Here is a 13781-nt window from a genome sequence, read left to right on the forward strand (position 1 = left end):
AGAGTAGAACACGTTTCAATATGACGGAAGGTCAGGAGACTGCCGGATCAGAACCGGAATACCACCGCCACCCAGAAGCGTTCACCCTGCATGCACTTGGGGGGAGCCCGGGTGATCGACGGCTGCCCGGGAGGCCCCACGCATGCGAAGGACGCAACGGATACGGCACGCGGAGGACCTTCCCGAGCCGCGAAAACCGCGCTCAGGACCGATCGTGCCCGTCCTCGCCTTCGCGGGTATCACCGTCGCGGTCATGCAGACGCTGCTGGTCCCGGTCATCAAGGACCTGCCGGTCCTGCTGAGCACCGACCCGGCCAATGCCACCTGGGTGATGACCGCCACCCTGCTCGCGGGCGCCGTCTCGACGCCGATCATGGGGCGGCTCGGCGATCTCCACGGTAAGCGGCGGATGCTGCTCGCCTCGCTGGCCGTCATGGTGGTCGGCTCGCTGATCTGCGCGTCCACCGACGACCTGGTCGTGATGATCACCGGCCGTGCGCTCCAGGGCTTCGCGATGGGCGCCATTCCGCTCGGCATCGGCATCATGCGCGACGAGCTGCCGCGCGAGAAGCTCGGTTCGGCGATGGCTCTGATGAGCTCCTCGATCGGGGTGGGCGGCGGCCTCGCGCTGCCCGCCGCCGCACTGGTCGCCCAGCACGCCGACTGGCACGCGCTGTTCCTCGGCTCGGCCGGTCTCGGCGTCCTCGCGATGGTGCTCACGTACACCCTCGTCCCCGAGCCGCCGCTGCGCGCCCCCGGAACCTTCGACGTCGTCGGCGCCCTCGGGCTCTCGCTCGGCCTGGTGCTTCTGCTGCTGCCGGTCACCAAGGGCGGCGACTGGGGCTGGACCTCGGCCCCGACCCTCGGCCTGCTCGCCGCGTCCGCCGCCACCCTGCTGCTGTGGGGCCGGTTCGAACTCCGCACCCCGGCGCCGCTCGTCGATCTGCGCACCACCGCCCGTCGCGAGGTGCTGCTCACCAACCTCGCCTCGATCATGGTCGGCGTGGCCTTCTACGCGGTCTCGCTGGTCCTGCCGCAGCTGCTCCAGCTGCCCACGTCCACCGGTTACGGCCTCGGGCAGTCCATGGTGATCGCCGGGCTCTGCGTGGCCCCGCTGGGCGTGACGATGATGTTCGTCGCCCCGCTCTACGCCCGGATCTCGGCCCGCCGCGGCCCCAAGACCACGCTGATGCTCGGCATGCTGGTCATCGCGGTCGGTTACGGGGCCGGGCTCGGGCTGCTCTCCGCCGCCTGGCAGACCGTGCTGATCGCGGTGGTGCTCGGCGCCGGGATCGGACTCGCCTACTCCTCGCTGCCCGCCCTGATCATCGGGGCAGTCGACCCGTCGGAGACCGGCGCGGCCAACGGCCTCAACACGCTGATGCGCTCGATCGGCACCTCGGTGTCGAGCGCGGTCATCGGCATGGTGCTGGCCAACACCTCCGTGACGATGGGCTCGGCCCAGGTGCCGTCGATGGAGGGGTTCCGGATCTCGTTCCTGATCGCCACGGGCGCGGTGCTGATCGGCCTGGTGCTGGCGGCGTTCCTGCCCGCGCAGCGGCCCTCCGCGCACCCCGTGCTCCTGGCGAGCAGCGCGGAGGACGCACGGACCGCGGAGCACGCACCGACCGCGGACGGCGCACAGGCCGCGGTCAGCGCACCGGAGCGTCGAACCGCGGCGCCGTCGTGAGCAGCCCGGACACGTCGGACCCCGGCAGGAGCTCCTGAGGCTCGGCCGCGCGGGTGAACAGCCGGGCGGGGCGGCCGCCCTGGACGTGGGCCCGGTCCCCGTCGACGCGGAGCCAGGAGCCCTCGCGCAGCCCGAGCACGGGCACGTCGTTCTCCTCCAGGAATTCGGTGAGCCGCTCCTCGCGGGTCTCGCCCTTGTGGGTGCTGGCCGGGTCCGGGTCCAGATAGTGCGGGTTGATCTGGAACGGGACCAGGCCCAGCGTCTCGAAGGACGGCGGCTGCACGATGGGCATGTCGTTGGACGTGCGCAGGGTCGGGGCGGCCATGTTGGTCCCCGCGCTCGCGCCCATGTAGGGCAGCCCGTCCCGTACCGCGTCGCGCACGGCCTCGCGCAGACCGGTGCGGTAGAGGGCGGCGAGCAGCCGGAAGGAGTTGCCGCCGCCGATGAACACGGCGTCGGACGCGGCGAGTTCGGCGACCGGGTCGGCGTTCTCGTGGACGCCGCGCACGGTGATCCCGGACGGCTCCAGGGCCTCGCGGACCCGGGCGGTGTACGCGGTGTGATCGGCGAGCGCGTACGGGACGAAGGCGAGTCGCGCGTCCGTGGGAAGGAACGCGGCGACGGTGTCCAGGGCGTGTTCCAGGTAACCGCAGCCGTACTGGGTGGAGTTGGAGAGCAGAAGCAGATTCACGGGGTTCCTCGGATACGTCGGGCGGATCGGGTCGGTCAGGTGGTGCGGGGCTGCCGGGCGCGGGACTTCGGCCGCTGCGGCGGGTGGGTGAGGCGCTGCTCCAGCAGCTGGGCCGCGTGGCGCAGCGCGTCCAGCCGGTCCTCGGGCGCCCCCTGGAACCGGTCCTCCCCGCCGCCGAGGCTGAGACTTCCGTACGGCTCGCGCCCCAGGAAGACCGGTACGGCGACGGTGGCGATGCCGGTGTCGTACTCGCCGACCGTCCAGGCGTAGCCCTGGGCCCGGATCTTCATGAACTCCCTTTCCAGCAGGTCCGGTTCGGTGACGGTGCGGTCCGTGAAGCGTGCCATGGGGCGGCCCCGGAAGAGCCGGTGGCGCTGCTCGTCGGGCAGATAGGCGTAGTACGACTTGCTGGTCGCCCCCGCGTGCGCCGGATAGAGCTCGCCGACCAGCGGGTAGTAGCGCAGCGGTCCGGTCTCGCCCTCCTCGGCGGCCACGCAGCGCATGTGGAAGTTGTCGGGCAGGCAGAACAGGACCGTGTCGCCGGTGGTCCGGCGCAGCTCCTCCAGCACCGGACCGGCCAGCAGCTCCAGTGAGCCCGAGCGCTCCCAGAGCCGGCCGAGCCGCAGTACGGCGGGGCCGATGCGGTAGCGGCGGGTGGCCGGGTCGGAGACCAGGAAGCCCCGGCCGGCCAGGGTGGCGAGCAGTCGCTGGGCGACGGAGGTGTCCCAGCCGAACTCCTCGGCGACCTCGGTGACGCCCCAGTCGGGCCGGGTGCGCTCGAAGGCGAGCAGGACCAGGAGCGCCCGGTCGACGGTCTGCAGCGCCCCGGCGGGCGTACGCCGGTCCAGATCGAATACGGCCATCGTCATCTCACCATTCAGACCGGAATTGCAAATAACGGGAAACAGTTGCGCTCAACGCTATCCGATCCCGAATGTTGCCTCAGCACCCCGCCCCGCGCTCTCCCCGTCGAGCGCCGGGCGGGTGTCAGGATCAGGAGAAATGCCCCCATGTTGAAGTACGTACTGGACATCGTCGAGCTGCTGGACGATCCCCAGGTCACTGGCAAGACGGTCGTCGAGCACCTCGACGCCGCAGCGGGGGCCGAGGGCTCGTCCGCGCAGGTCACCACCGTCACGGGTGACCGGGGCTCGACGGACTTCGTGCTCGTCCGCATCCCCGGCTCCCGCGGCCGGACGTCCGGCGGCAGCGCCCGCACCCTCGGTGTGGTGGGCCGGCTCGGCGGTATCGGCGCCCGGCCCGGGGTGACCGGTCTGGTCTCCGACGCCGACGGCGCGGCCGCCGCCCTCGCCACCGCGGCCAAGCTGCTCGACATGCGCCGCCGCGGCGATGTGCTGCCCGGCGACGTGGTCGTCGCCACCCACATCTGCCCGGACGCGCCGACCGAGCCGCACGACCCGGTGCCGTTCATGGGCTCGCCCGTGGACATCGCCACGATGAACCGGCACGAGGTGACCGCCGACATGGAGGCCGTGCTCTCCATCGACACCACCAAGGGCAACCGGATCATCAACCACAAGGGTCTGGCCCTGTCGCCCACCGTCAAGGAGGGCTGGGTGCTCCGGGTCAGCGAGCAGCTCGGCGAGCTGCTGGCCGTGGTGACCGGTGAGCCGTTGGTCACATACCCGGTGACCACCCAGGACATCACGCCGTACGGTAACGGTGCACACCACATCAATTCGATCCTCCAGCCCGCCACCGCGACCGCCGCCCCGGTCGTCGGTCTCGCGGTCACCTCGGCCGCCGCGGTACCGGGCTGCCAGACGGGCGCGAGTCACGAGAGCGACATCGCGTCCGCCGCCCGCTACGCCGTCGAGGTCGCCAAGGGCTTCGGCGCCGGGAGCCTGGACTTCCACGACGCGGTGGAGTTCGACAACCTCGTCCACCGCTACGGGTCGCTGGCTCACCTCCAGACCCTCGGCCGCACCCCCCAGGAGTCCTGATGGCATCCGCCCACCGGGCCGACGCCACGGCCCCCGAGGTCAAGAGCATCGGCAGCGACGACTACTCTCTCTCGCGGGTCCCGCGCGACAAGCGCTTCGGCTTCTGGTCCATGCTCCTGCAGTGGCTGGCCCAGTCCGGCTCGATCTCCCAGTTCACGCTGGGCGCCACCATCGGCGTCGGCATGACCTTCGGGGACGCCTTCCTCGCCTTCACGCTCGGCGCGGTGATCCTGGAGATCGTGATCTTCGCGATCGGTCTGGCCGGTATGCGCGAGGGTCTGGCGACCCCGATGCTCACCCGCTGGACGGGCTTCGGCCGCAACGGTTCGGCGCTGGTCAGCTTCGTCATCGCGGTCAGTCTGGTCGGCTGGTTCGGCGTCCAGAACACGATCTTCGGCAACAGCGTCTCGGCGCTGGTCGGCGGACCGTCCTGGATGTGGTGCGTGATCGCGGGCGTCGCCATCACCGGCCTGGTGATCTTCGGCTTCCGGTACATGGCCCTGTTCGCCAAGATCGTCACCCCGCTGTTCTTCGGCATGGTCGCCTGGTCGATCGTCACGACCCTCAACGACCACTCGATCAGCGAGCTGATCAGCTCGCCGCCGCCCGGCGAGGCGATCCCGCTGGCCGTCGCCGCCACCGCCATCGCGGGCGGTTACATGACCGGCGCGATCGTCTCCCCGGAGATGACCCGCTACAACAGGAAGGGCTCGCACGTCTTCGTGCAGAGCGCCTCCTCGATGATCCTCTCCGAGTACATCGTCGGCATGGTCGGTGTGCTGCTCGGTCACCTGGTGAAGTCCAACGACGTGTCCCACATCGTGCTCTCCGCCTCGGGCGCCTTCGGTGTGATGGTGGTCCTGATGTCCACCGCGAAGATCAACGACTGGAACCTGTACGGCTCCTCGCTCGGCGTCGTCAACTTCTTCCAGGTCGTCTTCCGCAAGCGGCTGCACCGCGGCGTGGTCACCGTCGTCCTCGGCATCGCCGGCACGCTCCTGTCCGCGGTCGGCATCATGACCCACTTCACGGAGTTCCTCTCCCTGCTGGGGGTGATGATCCCGCCGATCGGCGGCATCATCGTCGCCGAGTACTGGGTCGTGAAGCGGATGCGCAAGCCGCTGGACGACACCCGTGAGGCCGAGACGCTGCCCCCGACCTCGCCCACCTGGGTGCCGATGTCCCTGGCCATCTGGATCGTGGCCTTCTGCGTCGGCAAGTTCTACGACGGCGGCATCCCGGCCCTCAACTCGCTGGCCACCGCCTTCCTGCTCTACTGCGTCCTCGGCCTGCTGGGCTGGGTCAGGCCGTACGGCACCTCCACCCTGGACGACGGGGAGGAGACCGCCTCCGCCCCCGCCGCCCGCGCGACCACTCCGGCAGGAGCAGCATGACCCTCACCCCCGCCTCCGAGCAGGCCCAGAGCGAGGTCGTGGACCTCTGCGCCGAACTGATCCGGTTCGACACCTCCAACCCGACCAGCGACGAGCGCGCCGCAGCCGAGTGGGTGGTGGACCGCCTCGCCGAGGTGGGCATCGCCTCCGCACTGGTCGAGTCCGCCCCGGGCCGGGCCAGCGTCATCGCCAGGATCGCCGGGTCCGATCCCGCCCGCGGGGCCCTGCTGGTCCACGGCCATCTGGACGTCGTCCCCGCCGACGCCTCCGAATGGCAGGTCCCGCCGTTCTCCGGCGAGATCCGCGACGGCTACCTCTGGGGCCGGGGCGCGATCGACATGAAGGACACGGTGGCGGTCATGCTCGCCACCGCCCGGCACTTCGCCCGCACCGGCACGAAGCCGGCCCGCGACGTGGTGCTCGCCTTCCTCGCCGACGAGGAGGCGGGCGGAAAGTTCGGCGCCCACTGGCTGGTCGAGCACCGGCCCGACCTCTTCTCCGGGGTCACCGAGGCGATCGGCGAGGGCGGCGGCTTCTCCTTCGCCATCGACGACACACGCCGGCTGTACCCGATCGAGAACGCCCAGCGCGGCATGGCCTGGATGGAGCTCACCGCCAACGGCCGGGCCGGCCACGGCTCGTCGCCCAACGACGAGAACGCGGTCACCGACCTCGCCGAGTCCCTCACCCGGATCGGCCGCGAGACCTTCCCGATCCGGCTGATCGAACCGGTCCGCGCCCTGCTGGAGGAGGCCGCCCGGCTCTACGGCGTCGCGTTCGACGAGAACGACATCGAGGCCACCCTGGCCGGGCTGGGACCGGTCGCGGACTTCATGCAGGTGGTGCTCCGCAACTCGGCGAACCCCACCATGTTCACCGCCGGCTACCAGACCAACGTCATCCCCGGGAAGGCCACCGCCCGCGTCGACGGCCGTTTCCTCCCCGGTCATGAGCAGGAACTGATCGACACGATCGACCGGCTGCTGCTCCCCTCCGTCAGCCGTACGTGGGTCAACCACGACATCGCGATGGAGACGACGTTCGACGGCCCGCTGGTCGACGCGATGTGCGACGCCGTACGCGCCGAGGACCCGGACGGCCACCCCGTCCCGTACTGCAACCCGGGCGGCACCGACGCCAAGGCCTTCACCCGCCTGGGCATCCGCTGCTTCGGCTTCAAGGGCCTGAAGCTCCCGCACGACCTGGACTACGGCCGCCTCTTCCACGGCGTGGACGAGCGCGTCCCGCTGGAGGGCCTGCGCTTCGGCGTCCGCGTCATGACCCGCCTCTGGCAGAGCTGCTGACCCTCGGGTCGACGGTTCCGCCGGGGGGCCGCCCGGACCCGGGCTCACCCCGCGTACGCCCCCGCCGATCCCTTCGGCGGGGGCGTACGGCACGATGGGTCGCCGTCGATCGCACCCCGCCCCACCTGGAGGAACCCCGTGACCGCCGCCGCGTTCTCTGCCGGGCCCGAACCGGAGATCCTCGCCGCGTTCGAGGCCGCCAAGGGCTTCATGCCGGTCCACGAAGGGCTCGCGCTGTACGCCGCCGCCACCGAAGCCGGTGCGCTCGGGCTGCCGCTGCTGGAGGTGGGCACGTACTGCGGGCGCTCCGCCATCCTGCTCGCGGACGCGGCGCGGGCGGCCGGGGTGAGCGCGCTCACGGTCGACCATCACCGGGGCAGCGAGGAGCAGCAGCCCGGCTGGGAGTACCACGACCCGAGCGTGGTGGACCCGGAGGTCGGGCTGATGGACACGCTGCCGACGTTCCGCCGCACCCTGCGCCGGGCCGGTCTGGAGGACCACGTGGTGGCGCTCGTCGGCCGCTCGCCGCAGGTCGCCGCCGTGTGGCGCGGACCGCTCGGGCTCGTCTTCATCGACGGCGGGCACACCGACGAGCACGCGAACGCGGACTACGAGGGCTGGGCCCCGCATGTCGCCGAAGGCGGACTGCTGGTGATCCACGACGTGTTCCCGGACCCGGCCGACGGCGGGCAGGCCCCGTACCGGATCTATCGGCGCGCCCTGGCCTCCGGGGCGTTCACCGAGGTGTCGGTGACGGACTCGCTGCGCGTGCTGCGCCGTACGGGCACCGGGATCTGAGCCGCCCGGTCGCCGTACGGGCACCGGGATCCGGGCCGCCCGGCCGGCCGGGTGGGTAGCATCGCCGCGTGCCGTACGACGACAGCCCTCCCACCGCCCGCCGCGCCCGGCCCCTGTCCGTGGCCGCCGCGCTGGCCGCCGTATGCCTGACCGCCGCCGGATGCGGTGGCGGTCCGGAAGCCGACGAGGCCGGTGCGGCCGCGCCCCGACCGGGCGCGGGCGGCGCGTCCCCGACGGCGGCGACGCCGGGCGACCGGCAGCCGGAACCGTCCGGATCCACCGAAGCCGGGGCCACCCCGTCCGGATCCGCCTCCGCGCGACCGCTGCCGAAGGGCCCGCTGACCGGCCGGACCGTGGTGATCGACCCGGGGCACAATCCGGGCAACCGCGATCACACCCGGGAGATCAACCGGCAGGTCGACATCGGCACCGGCCGCAAGGAGTGCGATACGACCGGTACGTCCACGAACGACGGTTACGCGGAGGCCCGGTTCACCCTCGACGTCTCCCACCGGCTGCGCACCCTGCTGGAGGCGGAGGGCGCCCGGGTCCGGCTGACGCACGACGCGGACCGGCCGTTCGGGCCGTGCATCGACGAGCGGGCCCGGATCGGGAACGAGGCGAAGGCCGACGCGGTGGTCTCGGTGCACGCCGACGGATCGGCCGTGGGCAACCGGGGCTTCCATGTGATCCTGCCCGCGGCGGTGAAGGGCGGCGGGTCCGACACCTCGAAGATCGTGAAGAGTTCGGCAGATCTCGGCGCCCGGATCGCCGGACACTTCGTCCGCACGACCGGAAGCGCGCCCTCCAATTACATCGGCGGAAATAGCGGTCTGGACACGCGTAATGATCTCGGCGGACTGAATCTATCGACCGTGCCCAAGGTGTTCGTCGAATGCGGCAATATGCGTGATCCGAAGGACGCCGCCCTGCTCACCAGCGCGAGTTGGCGGCAGAAGGCGGCCCAAGGGCTGGCGGACGGCATTAGCAGCTACCTGAAGGGGTAGCTCTGCGGCAGCTCGTGATGAGTGATGGGTGATATTTGGGGGGATAGCAGCTCATGATTCGGGCAGGGACGCAACCCGCCCGGGCAGACGATAGATTCATCCGTACGATGGGGAGCCGCTCCCGAGCTTCACGCCGTACCGCCGCACAGGCGGCAACGACGACCGCCCCGACGAGACGACCGACTAAGGACCTTCACGTGAATATCCGCTCCCTCACTCGAGGCGACGGCGTGGTGATCGGAGCAGCGGTCGTGCTGTTCATCGCCTCTTTCCTCGACCTCTCCGGCTACAACTGCCCGCAGGGCGTCGACTGCTCCCGGTTCAGCACGAACGCCTGGGACTCCCTGACCTTCCTGATGAGCATCTACCTCGCCGGTGTCATCGGCGCGGCGCTGGTGATCCTCGGGCGGGCCATGCCGGGCCGCAAGGTCGCCGGGCTCGACATCGGCCAGTTCGGTGTGGCGCTGACCGTCTTCGCGCTGTGGACCGTGTTCTGGACGATCCTCGACGTCAGCGACGCCGGCGCGGGCCTGATCCTCGGCCTGCTGGCCGCCCTCGTGCTGGCCGGCGCCACGGTCGCCGGTCCGCTGGTCCCCGCGCTCAAGGCCCCGCTGCTCAGCCCCGCCGCCCCGGCGCAGGGCGGACAGCCCCAGTTCGGCGCCCAGCCCGGCCAGGGCTACGGCTACCCGGGCGCGCAGCAGCCGCCGTACGGTGCCCAGCCGAGCCAGGGTTACGGCTACCCGGGCGCGCCCCAGCAGGGCCAGCCCGCCCCGGCCGACCAGGCGCAGGCCCAGGCCCAGCAGCCCGCGCCGGGCGGCGCGGCCCCGGCGGGCGACTTCACCCCGTTCTGGTTCGCCGTTCCGGTGGCGCGTCCGCTGTACGGCGAGGACGGTTCGCCGAACCCGATCGCCGAGCTGGCGCCGGGCACCTGGTACCTCGCGGTGGAGCAGCGCGGCCAGAGCCTCGTGGCCCAGACGCAGGACGGCCGTCGTGGCGTCCTCCAGGACACCACGGGCATCCAGCGCGGCTGATCCCGTACGCACGAACGCCGCGGCCCCTCGCCCTTCCGGGCGGGGGGCCGTTGTCGTACAGTCCAACCCTCACACCCTTGCCTGACGCTTCGTCAGTTACGGCTGGAGGGAACGGAATGCGGCTCGGACTCGCGCTCGGTTACTGGGGCCGCGGCCCGGATCCCGGACAGCTCGCCCTGGTCCAGGAGGCCGAGCGGCTCGGCTACGACTCGGTGTGGACGGCGGAGGCCTGGGGCTCGGACGCCTTCACACCGCTGACCTGGATCGCCGCCCACACCTCACGGATCCGGCTGGGCACCGGCATCGTCCAGATGGCGGCCCGTACGCCCACCGCGACGGCCATGCACGCGCTGACCCTGGACCATCTCTCCGGCGGCCGGATGCTGCTCGGCCTCGGCCTGTCCGGGCCGCAGGTGGTGGAGGGGTGGTACGGGCGGCCGTTCCCCCGGAGCCCGCTGACCGCGACCCGCGAGTACGTCGAGGTGATCCGGCAGGTGCTGGCGCGGCAGGCCCCGGTCGAGCTGGCGGGCCGCTTCCACTCCCACCCGTACACCGGCCCGGACGCCACCGGTCTCGGCAAGCCGCTGAAGCCGATCACGCACCCGCTGCGTGCCTCGCTCCCGGTCCTGCTGGGCGCGGAGGGTCCGAAGAACATCGCGCAGACGGTTCGGATCGCGGACGGCTGGCTGCCGCTGTACTGGTCGCCGCTGCGCACGGACGTCTACGGGGCCTCCCTCGCCGGGCTCCGGGACGGCTTCATGATCGCGCCGATGGCCCGTGCGCACGTCTGCGAGGACGTGGCCGAGGGGCTGTGGCCGGTGAAGGCGATGCTCGGCTTCTACATCGGCGGGATGGGTCACGCGGCCCGCAACTTCCACGCGGACCTGATGGCCCGGATGGGGTTCGAGGAGGAGGCCCGGCGGATCCAGGAGCTGTTCCTGCAGGGCCGCAAGGAGGAGGCGGTACGGGCGGTGCCGGACGCGTTCGCCGACGAGATCTCGCTGATCGGGCCGCGCGCCCGTATCGCGGAGCGGCTGGAGCTGTGGCGCAAGGGCCCGGTGACGGATCTGCTGGTCACCGCCCCGGACCCGCACACGCTGCGGGTCCTGGCGGAACTCAACGCCTAGGACGGGCGGTTCAGCCGAACGAGGAGCGGTCCAGCCAGAAGTCCAGCAGTGCCGCGTCGCCGAGCACCTCCACCCGTGAACTGGTGGGCTCCAGGCGGCGGTTGAAGACGAGCATCAGATCGGTGAGCGATCCGCGCAGGGCGACCGTGGCCTTCCCGTGCGCGTGCCGCCAGGTGAAGCGGTCCTCGCCGAACTCGATCAGCCACTCCGCGCCGGGCACATCGGTGGCGTGCAGATGCAAGGAACGCCCGCCGCCGCGCAGTTCGGCGGCCTCCGGGTCGCCCTGCTCCTGGGCCAGCGAGACGATGCCCAGCCACTCCTCGATGGTGTCGGCGGCCACCTCGGCGTCGACGGTGTACGGGGCGCGGGCGGCGAGCGCCGCGTCCGCCCGGTGCACCGCCGTCTCGTGCGTCATGCGCCGCGCCCAGAAGGCCGTGCGCCGCTCGGTCACCCACGTCCACACCTCGGTGTCCGGCCCGGCTTCCCGCAGCGCCGCCACGGTGGCGGCGGCGCCCTCGGCGAGCCAGGCGTCGAGTGCGGCCGGGCCGTCGCTCCCCGGCCCCGCGAAGCCGGGCACCCTGTCCTCCGGAACCTCGTCGGCGGCCCGGCCGCGGACGATCTCGCCGACCCAGCGGTGCGCGCCGCCGACGTGCACGGCGAGCTCCCGCAGGGTCCAGTCGGGACAGGTGGGGACGGTCGCGGTGAGGTCGGCGCCGGTCAGCACGGCGCGCAGGGCGTCGGTCTGGGCCAGGATCTCGTCGCAGTAACGGTCGTGGGAGAGAGGCGTCATGCGGCGCACCCTAACCGGCGGAGCCCGGGTCGATCACCCGGATTTCCGCCGGTCAGGGGGCGGTCCGGCCGGTCCGGCCCGCCCTGTGCGGCCGGCCGGTCAGACGACGCTGCCGGTCCAGTGCTTCACCGGCGCCCTGACTCCGGTTCCGGTGCTGGTGAACGAGAACAGCGAGTCGATGCGCCGGCCGTCGACGGTGGTTCCGGCGCGGTAGAGGACACCGACGTCGGCCTTGCCGTCCTTGTCGAAGTCGCCGGACACGGGCTGGCTCGCGGCCCAGGAGAAGGATCCGGTGCTGGTCCACACCTCGCGGGGCGCGGCGAAGCCCGTGCCGGTGCTCGCGAAGGTGAAGAGCGCGGACTGGTGCACGCCCGCCTCGGTGGTGCCCCGGTTGTAGAGGACGGCGATGTCGTCCCGGCCGTCGCCGCTGTAGTCGCCGGACGTCAGCTTGGTGGCGTTCCAGTTGAAGGAGCCGCTGCTGGTCCAGGTCTTGCGCGGGTTGGCGAAGGCGGTGCCGGTGCTGTCGAAGGTGTACAGCGACGAGATGAACTTGCCGTCCGCCGATGTGCCGTTGTTGTAGAGGACGGCGATGTCGTCCTTGCCGTCCTTGTTGTAGTCGCCGGAGGTGACCTGGCCGGCCGCCCAGGTGAAGCCGCCGGGGGTGGTCCAGGTCTTGCGCGGGTTGGCGAAGCCGGTGCCGGTGCTGGTGAAGGTGTAGAGCGAGGAGACCCGGCCGGTGTCGGAGGAGCCGGAGTCGTAGAAGACGGCGACGTCGTCCTTGCCGTCGCCGTTGTAGTCGCCCGAGGTGACCTTGCTCTTGCTCCAGGTGAAGCCGCCCGGCGTGGTCCAGGTCTGCTTCGGCGCGCTGAAGCCGGTGCCGGTGCTGGTGAAGGTGTACAGCGAGGTGATGGCGCCGGTGTCGGAGGAGCCGGAGTCGTAGAGGACCGCGAGGTCGTCCTTGCCGTCGCCGGTGTAGTCACCGGAGGTCAGTTGGCTCTTGCTCCAGGTGAAGCCACCCGGGGTGCTCCAGACCCGCTTGGGCTCGCCGAAGCCGGTTCCGTCGCTGTAGAAGGCGAAGAGCGAGGCCCGGTTCTTGCCCTCGACGGAGGGGCCGTTGTCGTAGAACGCGGCGATGTCCTCGCGGCCGTCGCCGTTGAAGTCGCCGGAGGCGACCTGGGACTCCCCGGGCAGTCCGCGGACCTGGGTGACCCAGTCGGTGAGGTCGTCGGTGCGGGACTCCACCGCACCGGCGCGGGTCTCGTCCGAGCCGAAGCAGCCTGCCCCCCAGGAGGCGCTGTGGACGGCGGCGAGCAGGACGGCGCCGTTCTGCTCGCGCAGGGCGGGCCCGCCCGCGTCGCCCTTGCAGATCGCGCCGCCGTCGCGGGTGACGGCCACCGTCGTCGCACCGGCCGCGGTCACGTCGAACGTGCCCGCGTGCAGCCGGTCGGGCACCCAGGACGTGGCGGTGCGGCCGTAGCCGACCGCCCGCAGGCTCTCGCCCGCCACCGGGGCGGAGTCCGCGAGCAGGACCGGCGCGATGTCCGTGACCGGCTGGGCCAGCTTGGCCATCACCAGGTCACGGTCACTGCGCGAAACCAGCTCGGTCACCTCGACGACCTTGCCGCCCGTGCCGGTCAGATCGGCACGCCCGATCGTCGCCGTGGTCTTCTGCGCCGGGGCGCCGGCGGGCAGCGGGAACGCCGGCTGCCCGGCCGCCGCGAAGCAGCTGCTCGCGGTCAGGATCCACTGGGCGTCGACCAGCGAACCGGTGCAGGCACGCTTCGTGTCACCCTCACCGATGTCGAGCTTGGCGGTGAAGGCGTACGTGCCGTCGGCGACCGCGTCACCGACGACGGCCTGGGCGGGAGAGGAGACGGTCATCGCCCCGGCCGCGGCGACCACCGCGAACAGAGCCGTACCCCGCACACGGCGGGAAGATCTCGAAGACACAAGGATTCCTTGCTGGTTACGGAAGGGCGGACCGC

General features: G+C 71.7%; 12 protein-coding genes. 8 read left to right on the top strand and 4 right to left on the bottom strand.

Annotated elements, in window-relative coordinates:
- The first annotated feature begins 142 nt into the window (after positions 1-142).
- Positions 143-1690, top strand: a complete 1548-nt coding sequence (locus tag ACSMXR_RS09070) for an MFS transporter (protein WP_473171599.1) — start codon at positions 143-145, stop codon at positions 1688-1690.
- Here the strand turns inward: ACSMXR_RS09070 and pepE are convergent.
- The gene (gene pepE / locus ACSMXR_RS09075; RefSeq protein WP_473171600.1) at positions 1653-2381 is read right to left on the bottom strand and encodes a dipeptidase PepE; all 729 of its coding nucleotides are present in this window, start codon (positions 2379-2381) and stop codon (positions 1653-1655) included. The genes ACSMXR_RS09070 and pepE overlap by 38 nt on opposite strands.
- 35 nt (positions 2382-2416) lie before the next feature.
- Positions 2417-3244 carry an IclR family transcriptional regulator gene (locus ACSMXR_RS09080; RefSeq protein WP_364881887.1) on the bottom strand — a complete coding sequence of 276 codons (828 nt, stop codon included), beginning with the start codon at positions 3242-3244 and terminating at the stop codon, positions 2417-2419.
- Positions 3245-3391: 147 nt separating this feature from the next.
- Here ACSMXR_RS09080 and ACSMXR_RS09085 point away from each other — a divergent pair, with 147 nt between their 5' ends.
- The 7 genes from ACSMXR_RS09085 to ACSMXR_RS09115 all read left to right on the top strand — a co-directional run bounded on the left by ACSMXR_RS09085 (position 3392) and on the right by ACSMXR_RS09115 (position 11006).
- Positions 3392-4345 (top strand): DUF1177 domain-containing protein, encoded by a 954-nt coding sequence (locus tag ACSMXR_RS09085; RefSeq protein ID WP_137235226.1) that lies wholly within the window; start codon positions 3392-3394, stop codon positions 4343-4345.
- Positions 4345-5739 carry a cytosine permease gene (locus ACSMXR_RS09090; protein WP_473171601.1) on the top strand — a complete coding sequence of 465 codons (1395 nt, stop codon included), beginning with the start codon at positions 4345-4347 and terminating at the stop codon, positions 5737-5739. The genes ACSMXR_RS09085 and ACSMXR_RS09090 overlap by 1 nt, the downstream gene beginning before the upstream one ends.
- Entirely contained in the window at positions 5736-7043 is a 1308-nt protein-coding gene (locus ACSMXR_RS09095) for a M20/M25/M40 family metallo-hydrolase (RefSeq protein WP_473171602.1), read from the top strand. The genes ACSMXR_RS09090 and ACSMXR_RS09095 overlap by 4 nt, the downstream gene beginning before the upstream one ends.
- 210 nt (positions 7044-7253) lie before the next feature.
- Positions 7254-7841 (top strand): class I SAM-dependent methyltransferase, encoded by a 588-nt coding sequence (locus ACSMXR_RS09100; protein ID WP_376187352.1) that lies wholly within the window; start codon positions 7254-7256, stop codon positions 7839-7841.
- 68 nt (positions 7842-7909) lie between these two features.
- The gene (locus tag ACSMXR_RS09105) at positions 7910-8848 is read left to right on the top strand and encodes an N-acetylmuramoyl-L-alanine amidase (RefSeq protein ID WP_473171603.1); all 939 of its coding nucleotides are present in this window, start codon (positions 7910-7912) and stop codon (positions 8846-8848) included.
- Positions 8849-9045: 197 nt separating this feature from the next.
- Entirely contained in the window at positions 9046-9879 is an 834-nt protein-coding gene (locus tag ACSMXR_RS09110) for a hypothetical protein (protein ID WP_364881898.1), read from the top strand.
- 116 nt (positions 9880-9995) lie between these two features.
- A complete protein-coding gene (locus ACSMXR_RS09115; protein WP_137235232.1) occupies positions 9996-11006 on the top strand; it encodes an LLM class F420-dependent oxidoreductase in 1011 nt (336 codons plus the stop codon).
- A 10-nt stretch (positions 11007-11016) separates the two neighbouring features.
- Here the strand turns inward: ACSMXR_RS09115 and ACSMXR_RS09120 are convergent, their stop codons facing one another.
- Positions 11017-11796, bottom strand: a complete 780-nt coding sequence (locus tag ACSMXR_RS09120) for a maleylpyruvate isomerase family mycothiol-dependent enzyme (RefSeq protein ID WP_381908158.1) — start codon at positions 11794-11796, stop codon at positions 11017-11019.
- A gap of 99 nt (positions 11797-11895) precedes the next feature.
- Complete coding sequence (locus ACSMXR_RS09125; protein WP_473171604.1) at positions 11896-13746, bottom strand: FG-GAP-like repeat-containing protein; 1851 nt, start codon at positions 13744-13746, stop codon at positions 11896-11898.
- Positions 13747-13781: the final 35 nt, after the last annotated feature.

It is taken from the genome of Streptomyces sp. DSM 106670 (assembly GCF_055792845.1).

What these genes read in the sequence shown, in the direction of transcription:
- ACSMXR_RS09085 (WP_137235226.1), top strand. Translation starts at nt 3,392, where the DNA reads ATGTTGAAGTACGTACTGGACATCGTCGAGCTGCTGGACGATCCCCAG.
- ACSMXR_RS09080 (WP_364881887.1), bottom strand. Translation starts at nt 3,244, where the DNA reads ATGGCCGTATTCGATCTGGACCGGCGTACGCCCGCCGGGGCGCTGCAG.
- ACSMXR_RS09100 (WP_376187352.1), top strand. Translation starts at nt 7,254, where the DNA reads ATGCCGGTCCACGAAGGGCTCGCGCTGTACGCCGCCGCCACCGAAGCC.
- ACSMXR_RS09120 (WP_381908158.1), bottom strand. Translation starts at nt 11,796, where the DNA reads ATGACGCCTCTCTCCCACGACCGTTACTGCGACGAGATCCTGGCCCAG.
- ACSMXR_RS09070 (WP_473171599.1), top strand. Translation starts at nt 143, where the DNA reads ATGCGAAGGACGCAACGGATACGGCACGCGGAGGACCTTCCCGAGCCG.
- ACSMXR_RS09115 (WP_137235232.1), top strand. Translation starts at nt 9,996, where the DNA reads ATGCGGCTCGGACTCGCGCTCGGTTACTGGGGCCGCGGCCCGGATCCC.
- ACSMXR_RS09095 (WP_473171602.1), top strand. Translation starts at nt 5,736, where the DNA reads ATGACCCTCACCCCCGCCTCCGAGCAGGCCCAGAGCGAGGTCGTGGAC.
- ACSMXR_RS09090 (WP_473171601.1), top strand. Translation starts at nt 4,345, where the DNA reads ATGGCATCCGCCCACCGGGCCGACGCCACGGCCCCCGAGGTCAAGAGC.